We start from the raw sequence: 7,746 nt of genomic DNA on the forward strand, positions 1-7,746 counted from the left end.
AATTCCCTCCACATTCAGCAGTATACATACATCATACTGAATAAATTGGGCGGAATGCAACGAAAAAGGGCTAAACGACCGCTTTTTTCTTTTGAATCCCCTTTACCTGCGCAACTGTAAACACAAGAAGCGCACTCCAAATAAGAAGAAACGACAGCATTTGAGCCGGTGTAAAGGGTTCCTTGTACAGAAAAACACCCAGTATCAGCGTCATTGTCGGTGCTATGTATTGAAGAAAGCCGATTAAGTATAGAGGAATCTTTTGTGCGCCATGTCCAAACAGCAGGAGTGGAACGGCCGTCAGTACGCCGCCTCCCATTAACAGCAAATCAGTTTCCCAGGATTGGTGAAACAGCTGGAGGTGCTGGTCTCCTGCCAGCAGCAGTAAATATAAAATGGCAACCGGCGTCACAGCGGCTGTTTCGATCGTCAACCCGACCGCGGCATCCAGACGGATCATTTTTTTCGCCAGACCGTATAAAGCAAAGGATATGGCAAGGGTCAATGACACCCATGGAAATGACCCATATGAAAAGGTCATCACAAAAACACCGCCTGCTGCCAGAATAAACGATACGACCTGCGCTTTTGAAAGAGATTCCTTTAAAACTAAAACGCCAAGCAGGACGCTCATCAACGGATTAATGTAATACCCCATGCTCGTTTCGATGATATGGTCGTTATTCACCGCCCAAATAAAAACAAACCAGTTTACACTGATAAGTAAGGACGCAGCCGCAAGCGCCAGTGCTTTCTTAGGGTAAGTAACAATGTCCTTCAGCACCTTTCTCAGCGGCGCCAGCTTTTTCATTATTAAAAGCAAAAGGACCATAAAAACAAAAGACCAGATGATGCGGTTGGCCAGGATTTCATACGCCGACACATCACTGACGAGCTTCCAGTAAATCGGGATCAATCCCCAGATAAAATAAGAGCCGGCCGTATACAGCATGCCTTCTCTACGCTCATTTTGCATGTCTCCACCTCATTTATTTCCATACACGAAATATATTTCTAAAAAGGACGCGCTTTTAACAAGCGCGCATTCTTATAGCAGATCGTCCATTTCTTCCTCTGCTTTCGGCAAGACAATGGTTTCTGTTTCTTTGATCGCCTTCTCGATCATCGGCTGAAAATCCAAAAAGCTTTCGAAAAACTGGACCTTTTCGGTTTTCGGTTTTGTTTTCGGAGCAGCCGGTGTAAAAATGGTGCAGCAGTCTTCAAAAGGCAAAATAGAAATATCATGTGTTCCGATTTTTCTCGCCACTTCCATGATCTCGAGCTTGTCTGTCGCCACAAGCGGCCGGAGTACAGGCGTATTCGTTACATCATTGATGGCTGCCATGCTTTCCATCGTCTGGCTTGCCACTTGTCCGAGACTTTCGCCGGTTACGATCGCTAAAGAGCCGGTCTGCTCGCGAATTTGGTCCGCAATTTGCATCATCACTCTGCGCGTTGACGTCATCGTATAATTTTCCGGCACTTGTTTGTGAATGGCTAATTGAATGTCTGTAAACGGAACGATGTGCAAGCGGATGCTTCCTCCATACATAGTCAGCACGTTGGCCAGATCAATGACCTTTTGCTTGGCCCGGTCACTCGTGTATGGCGGGCTGAAAAAGTGGACAGCTTCGATTTCCACTCCGCGCTTCATCATCATGTAGCCTGCCACCGGACTGTCCAAGCCACCCGATAAAAGCAAAACCGCTTTTCCTGCTGCTCCCGCAGGCATGCCGCCCGCACCCGGTATCGTTTCAGACGATAAATAAACGGCTTCTTTCCGGACTTCAACAGTCAATGTAAAATCCGGCTGGCGGACATCGACGGTCAAATCGTCTGTCCCGCGAAGAACATGCCCGCCAATTTCATGATTTAATTCATGCGTATCGAGGGGAAACTGCTTATCAGCGCGGCGTGTGCTTACTTTAAACGAAGCCGCCTGTCCATTCATCGCTTTTTTCACAAGCAGAAGAGCCGCTTCTTTTATCGCCGCTACATCCTGCGTCGTTTTCACAACCGGGCTGAAGGATTGAATGCCAGACACATGGACAAGCTTTTCTTTTACGTCTTCAAACGATGCCCCGTTTAAATAAAGAAACATTCTGTCTCGCTGTGCATCCACTTGAATTCGTTCATCTTTCAGCAAACGAATAATATTCATTTTCATTTTATTTGTAAACTTGCTTCGGTTTCGTCCCTTTGTCGAGATTTCCCCGTAGCGGATTAAAATACGATCATACGTCATTTTCGTTCATTCCTTTTTTTCGCGAGCTGCGGGACAATCGTATCCAGCGTCTCGATAAATTGTTCTGCTTCTTCCATCGTATTGCGTGAGGATAAACTGATGCGAATAGCGGATGATGCGAGGTCCTGGTGCACCCCCATCGCCATCAGCGTTCTGCTTGGCTTTGTTTGCTTGGACGAGCAAGCACTTGTTGTCGAAACAATGAAGCCTTTCTTTTCAAGCGCGTGAACGAGCACTTCCCCTTTTACGCCGTTCACCGACACGTTCAAAATGTGCGGTGCCGCTTGACCATCCGGTGTATGAATAACAAATTCCGGTCTTAATTCGAGTGTTTGGCGGAGCCAGTTCGTCATCTTTTGAATAGAAGATACCTCTTCTTTTAATGTGAGACGAACGGTTTTAGCAAGCGCAGCGGCGGCGGCCGTATGCTCCGTTCCGCTGCGAATGCCTTTTTCCTGCCCTCCTCCTGATAAAAGAGGAACGAGCTCAGCACGGCTTCGTTTAACTAAAAAACCCGTGCCTTTTAAGCCGTGCAGCTTATGGCCGGACACCGACAAAAGATCAATGTTCGCCTTCTTTATGTTGAGCGGCACTTTTCCAAAGCCCTGGACAGCGTCAACATGAAATCGCGTTTGCGGATAGCTTTTCAGCATGCGGCCGATTTCTTCCACCGGCTGAATCGCGCCTGTTTCGTTGTTGACATGCATAACCGTGACGAGAATGGTATCATCCGTCATCACTCGTTCAATATCCGCCGTTTTCACGACACCATTTTGTCCCGGCTGTACATAAGTGACACGGAATCCTTCTTCTTCAAGGTCACGGCACGCTTCAAATACAGATGGGTGCTCAATCGCTGTTGTCACGATGTGGCGCCCTCTGTTTTGGTAAAAACGGGCAGCCCCTTTGACCGCCAAATTATTGGATTCTGTGCCGCCTGATGTAAAAATAATCTCGTCAGCACTTACCTGGCATAAGACCGCAATTTGATTCCTTGCTCTTTCAAGAAATCGCTCTGCCTCCATCCCTGGAAAATGCAGGGAAGACGGATTGCCAAAAAAGCGGGTGCTTGCTTTTATAAATGTATCCAAAACCGATTGATCCGGCATTGTCGTTGCACTATTGTCGAAATAAATCATCTCTGCTGCTCCTTACTTTTTTCACTTCATCATGTTAGCACATTGACACAAAAAAAGCCGCCTCTTTTTCTTGAGACGGCCTTTGCTTTAAGGTTGTTCTTCTTTAAACTGCGCATCAAACCGCTTCAGCCCTTTGGAATCCACTTTATCAATGGCTGTAGCACACAATTCAAGCGCTTTGCTGTAATCTGCCTGACGAAAAGCAAGCTCCGCTTCATTTAGCTTCGGCCCTATGCTTGGATGCGTCCGGCGGTACCGGTTTCCGAATTGAAGCATGCGCTCGGATAGGGCAACCTGCTCGATCAGTTCATCGGTTTTATTCGCCAAATGCTCAACGGATCCGTTGGCTGCGTCAAGTTTTTCCCGCACAGCTTTCATATTCAGCGGCTTTTCATTTAAGTTTGTGCCCGTTTCGTGAATCCGCACACGTGCATCTTCACTCAGCTCCTTGTAATAATCCGGAATACCCGGCAAGTTGCTTTGCTTTACTTTTCGTGTAATATGCTGCAAGCGGTTTTTTAAGGTTTGCAGCTCTTTCGTGGCTTCCACTTCGTCTTTTCGTAATGTTTGAAGAAAGGCAGAAAACCCTTCCTGCTCTTTTTTCAATTCTTCCATCCGTGCCTGTATGTCTTTTAATTCATCATGTAAAAATGAATACGCCGTTTTTTCTTCCTCAATACGCCCGTATAAAATTTCATACTGCTTTTCGAGATGATAGATTTCTTCCTTTAGCCGTTTCGGGACATCGGCTTCTTCCCCGTTCAGTTGGTAGCTTTGCTTGACCAGATCCGTTTGCTCCAGCAAGTCATCGTTTTGTTCGCTGATGCCATGAATAACCGTACCGGTTTCCCCTTCATCCTTCAGCACATGATGCTTCGCCATCACTTCTTTTTCCAGCAAATCGTAGAAAAATTCGATGCTGTCCCGGGCATCCTTCACGATTAATTCCGTTTCCGACACTTCTGTTTTCACAAGCAAATCTCGGCTGCGGTTTAAATCTTCCTTTAATTCATTCACTTCTTTTTCAATTTGCAGATGATCCAGCATATAGCCGTCCTGCTTCATTTCTTTGTACCCGTGTTCAATTTCTGAAAGCTGCGCCGGAAGCGTATGATTCACTTCTGTCATCAACACTGGAATCCGCACCATCTTATGTTCCATGATGTCCATTTCCGCCTGGATTTCCATTAGCAGCTCACGGGCCTCCAGATAATCTCCATCCTCTGTTAAGTCCGCAAATTTATCGAATCGGCCAGCAATGACGTCCAGCTGAATTTCAAGGACTGACGCTGCTTTTCCAAAGGTATGTCTGTGGGCAAGCAGCCGTTTTTTCGCTTCACGCTGGCGCGTATACATATCTTCGCCTTCTGCACGATTTTTTTCTTCGCTTCCAACAAGCTGCTCAAGCTCCGATAAAATACTATTTACTTTTTTTTCAATTTGCACGAGGCGGCTTTCAATTTCATTGTTTGTTTTTTTAGCGGCGCCAAAGCGGAATTTGTCCACCTGATCTTCAGAGGCGAACAATTTTTCATCCACAGCCGGAATATCGACTGTGACGACTTCATCCCATTCTGCACGCCAGCGGTCGAACAGCGATTCTGTTTGTCCTGTCATATTCAGCCGCTTTACTTTTGCCAGCTCTTCATTCACTGGGCGATGAAGCAGCTCTGTTTTTTTCATGTCAAGCTGATCAATTTCTTTTGCATTTCTTTTTCTGCCCACCATTGCGTAAATGAGAAAAATAAGTACGACAATGATCGCTCCAATGACGAATTCCACCATCATAAGCCCCCTCGTAACAACGAATAAATAGTATGTATAAAAAGGAAACGCCTCATTGCGCCCCGTCAATCAATTGCGTATAATTTCACTATTATTAATAATAGCATGATTGCTCATGTTTTTGATGAGAACTTATGTTTTTCCGAACAGTTTTCGCAAAAAAATGTCAAAAAAACGGCTATTTGATGAAAAAAGGAGTATTTTCGCATGCTAAGAGACGGACATATTCATACGGCTTATTGCCCGCACGGCTCCACTGATTCCTTGAAGCAGTATATTGAACGCGCGATCACGCTTGGCTTTTCTGAGATCACGTTTGCCGAGCATGCCCCGTTGCCGGCATCGTTTACCGATCCCGCTCCCGCTCGTGACAGCGCGATGCGGCCTGAGGACCTTGAGGCGTATTTAAAGGACGTAGAAGCAGCAAAGAAGGAATATGCCTCTTCAATTACAATTAACAGGGGGCTGGAAGTAGATTACATTCCCGGTTTTGAGGAAGAAACAACCCATTTTTTGAACGAGTACGGCCCTTTTCTCGACGATGCTATTTTGTCTGTTCACTTTCTTCCAGTGCAAGGGCAATTTGTTTGTGTGGATTTCAGTAAGGAGGAATTTGAACGAATTATTCAAAAAGCCGGATCGATTGAATTTGTTTATGAGTTGTACTATCATACGTTATTACAATCAATTCAGGCGAATCTTGGTCCCTATAAACCAACGCGGATCGGCCATATGACCCTTGTTCGTAAATTCCAGCGCATGTTTCCCTGCCATCATTCGTTTGATGCAATGATCCAGCGTATTTTGGTCCAAATAAAACAAACCGGCTGCTCACTGGATTACAATGGCGCCGGTTTCGTCAAGCCATTATGCCGGGAAACGTATCCGCCCATTCACATTGCCCGAACGGCTCATTCGATGGGCATTCCGCTTATTTATGGGTCTGATGCTCATGCAGCGAATGGACTTGGCCAGGGTCTCGCTGAAATCGATCGCATTTTAATAGAAGGAAGTGTTTAATTATGTTTCAAACTGCCGCTTATTCAGGAACAAAACCAGAGCAATACACGCTTGTCATCAAGCAGCTGGAAGCCTTGCTTGAAGGAGAACATAATGCAACGGCAAACTTAAGCAACGCCTCTGCTCTTTTAGGCCAATTTTTGCCTCGCATTAACTGGGCTGGCTTTTATATAGTGGATGGAAATGAGCTTGTGCTTGGCCCTTTCCAGGGACTGCCGGCTTGCGTCCGTATCCCGTTTGGAAAAGGGGTATGCGGAACAGCCGCTGCTGAGCGAAAAACGCTGCGAATTGAAGATGTTCACGCGTTTCCCGGTCATATCGCCTGTGACGCCGCTTCCCGCTCTGAAATCGTGGTACCGCTCATCAAAAACGGTGAATTACTGGGTGTGCTTGACATCGACAGCCCTGAAACAAACCGTTTTGACGAAGAAGATGAAAAAGGCCTGGTTCAATTCGCTGAGTCATTAATCCGTTTCCTTTAAAGAAAAGGTTGACATCGAATTTCAGGCGTTATATACTACTCTTTGTGTAAAATAAATGCAGCCTATGTGTTCGCTGTTTAGATGTCATTTTGTTTCTTTATCCGGCTGACCGGAAAAGGGGCATCGTGTAACCCGTTGCTGCAGGGCGATGGTGCATGAAAACAAAATGTGCTGACAGTTCTTCACACCGGTTTTTATTTTACAACAAAATAAAAACACAAAAGGAGGAGTCATTCAATGGCTCGTTATACAGGTCCAAGCTGGAAATTATCCCGCCGTCTTGGTATTTCACTAAGCGGAACAGGTAAAGAAATCGAAAAACGCCCTTACGCTCCAGGTCCACACGGTCCGAACCAGCGTAAAAAAATCTCTGAATACGGACAACAGCTTCAAGAAAAGCAAAAGCTTCGTCACATGTACGGTGTGACTGAGCGTCAATTCCGTAACTTGTTCGACAAAGCAGGTAAACTAAAAGGCGTATACGGCGAAAACTTCATGATCCTTCTTGAGTCTCGTCTTGATAACCTTGTTTACCGTTTAGGTCTTGCCCGCACTCGCCGTCAAGCTCGTCAGCTTGTTAACCACGGCCACATCACTGTTGATGGAAAACGTCTTGACATTCCATCATACCAGGTGAAAATCGGTCAAGTGATCGGTGTTCGTGAAAAATCAAACAACTTTGCTATCATCAAAGAAGCAGTTGAAGTAAACAACTTCGTACCTGACTACTTAACATTTGATGCAGACAAGCTTGAAGGTACATTCACTCGCCTTCCTGAGCGTTCTGAATTGCCAGCAGAAATTAACGAAGCTCTTATCGTTGAGTTCTACTCACGTTAATAACATCGTTTTATGGAAAACCCCCATCACTCCCGATGGGGGTTTTCTCATCCTGTTGAAAAACAATCTGGTCAAGAGAAACCAGATGTTTTTTCTAAATTGTTTCCTTTTCTCTTAGCAAAAAATAGGCTGTTTTTCTAAAAAAGAACATTCAGGGGCTCCGGGCTGCCGGCTCCGCTTTCCGGTGGGGCGAACGCTGAACCAGCCCAAAAAGCGCGGCTGTTTCAGCCTGTCC

The 7,746-nt window shown here is 45.8% G+C and carries 7 protein-coding genes; 3 read left to right on the forward strand and 4 right to left on the reverse strand.

The genetic code is table 11. From position 1 onward, the window contains the following. Positions 1-70 precede the first annotated feature (70 nt). From rarD to ezrA, 4 genes are all read right to left on the reverse strand, one after another. Complete coding sequence (rarD, locus tag BW952_RS03900) at positions 71-976, reverse strand: EamA family transporter RarD (RefSeq protein ID WP_045850329.1); 906 nt, start codon at positions 974-976, stop codon at positions 71-73. A 72-nt stretch (positions 977-1,048) separates the two neighbouring features. Next, positions 1,049-2,245, reverse strand: coding sequence for a tRNA uracil 4-sulfurtransferase ThiI (gene thiI, locus BW952_RS03905; RefSeq protein ID WP_045850328.1), 1,197 nt, complete (start codon positions 2,243-2,245; stop codon positions 1,049-1,051). Continuing rightward, entirely contained in the window at positions 2,242-3,384 is a 1,143-nt protein-coding gene (locus BW952_RS03910; RefSeq protein ID WP_045850327.1) for a cysteine desulfurase family protein, read from the reverse strand. The genes thiI and BW952_RS03910 overlap by 4 nt, the downstream gene beginning before the upstream one ends. Positions 3,385-3,471: 87 nt before the next feature. Then, positions 3,472-5,169, reverse strand: coding sequence for a septation ring formation regulator EzrA (gene ezrA, locus BW952_RS03915; RefSeq protein ID WP_052698399.1), 1,698 nt, complete (start codon positions 5,167-5,169; stop codon positions 3,472-3,474). Positions 5,170-5,376: 207 nt separating this feature from the next. On the opposite strand from ezrA, the gene hisJ reads away from it, so the two are divergent. From hisJ to rpsD, 3 genes are all read left to right on the forward strand, one after another. After that, entirely contained in the window at positions 5,377-6,189 is an 813-nt protein-coding gene (hisJ, locus tag BW952_RS03920; RefSeq protein WP_045850326.1) for a histidinol-phosphatase HisJ, read from the forward strand. Between the two features lie 2 nt (positions 6,190-6,191). Further along, positions 6,192-6,671 (forward strand): GAF domain-containing protein, encoded by a 480-nt coding sequence (locus BW952_RS03925; RefSeq protein WP_045850325.1) that lies wholly within the window; start codon positions 6,192-6,194, stop codon positions 6,669-6,671. 237 nt (positions 6,672-6,908) lie between these two features. Beyond that, positions 6,909-7,511 (forward strand): 30S ribosomal protein S4, encoded by a 603-nt coding sequence (gene rpsD / locus BW952_RS03930; protein WP_045850324.1) that lies wholly within the window; start codon positions 6,909-6,911, stop codon positions 7,509-7,511. Positions 7,512-7,746 lie beyond the last annotated feature (235 nt).

It is taken from the genome of Domibacillus enclensis, from assembly GCF_900156125.1.
In the GTDB taxonomy this organism is placed as follows: Bacteria; Bacillota; Bacilli; order Bacillales; family Domibacillaceae; genus Domibacillus; species Domibacillus enclensis.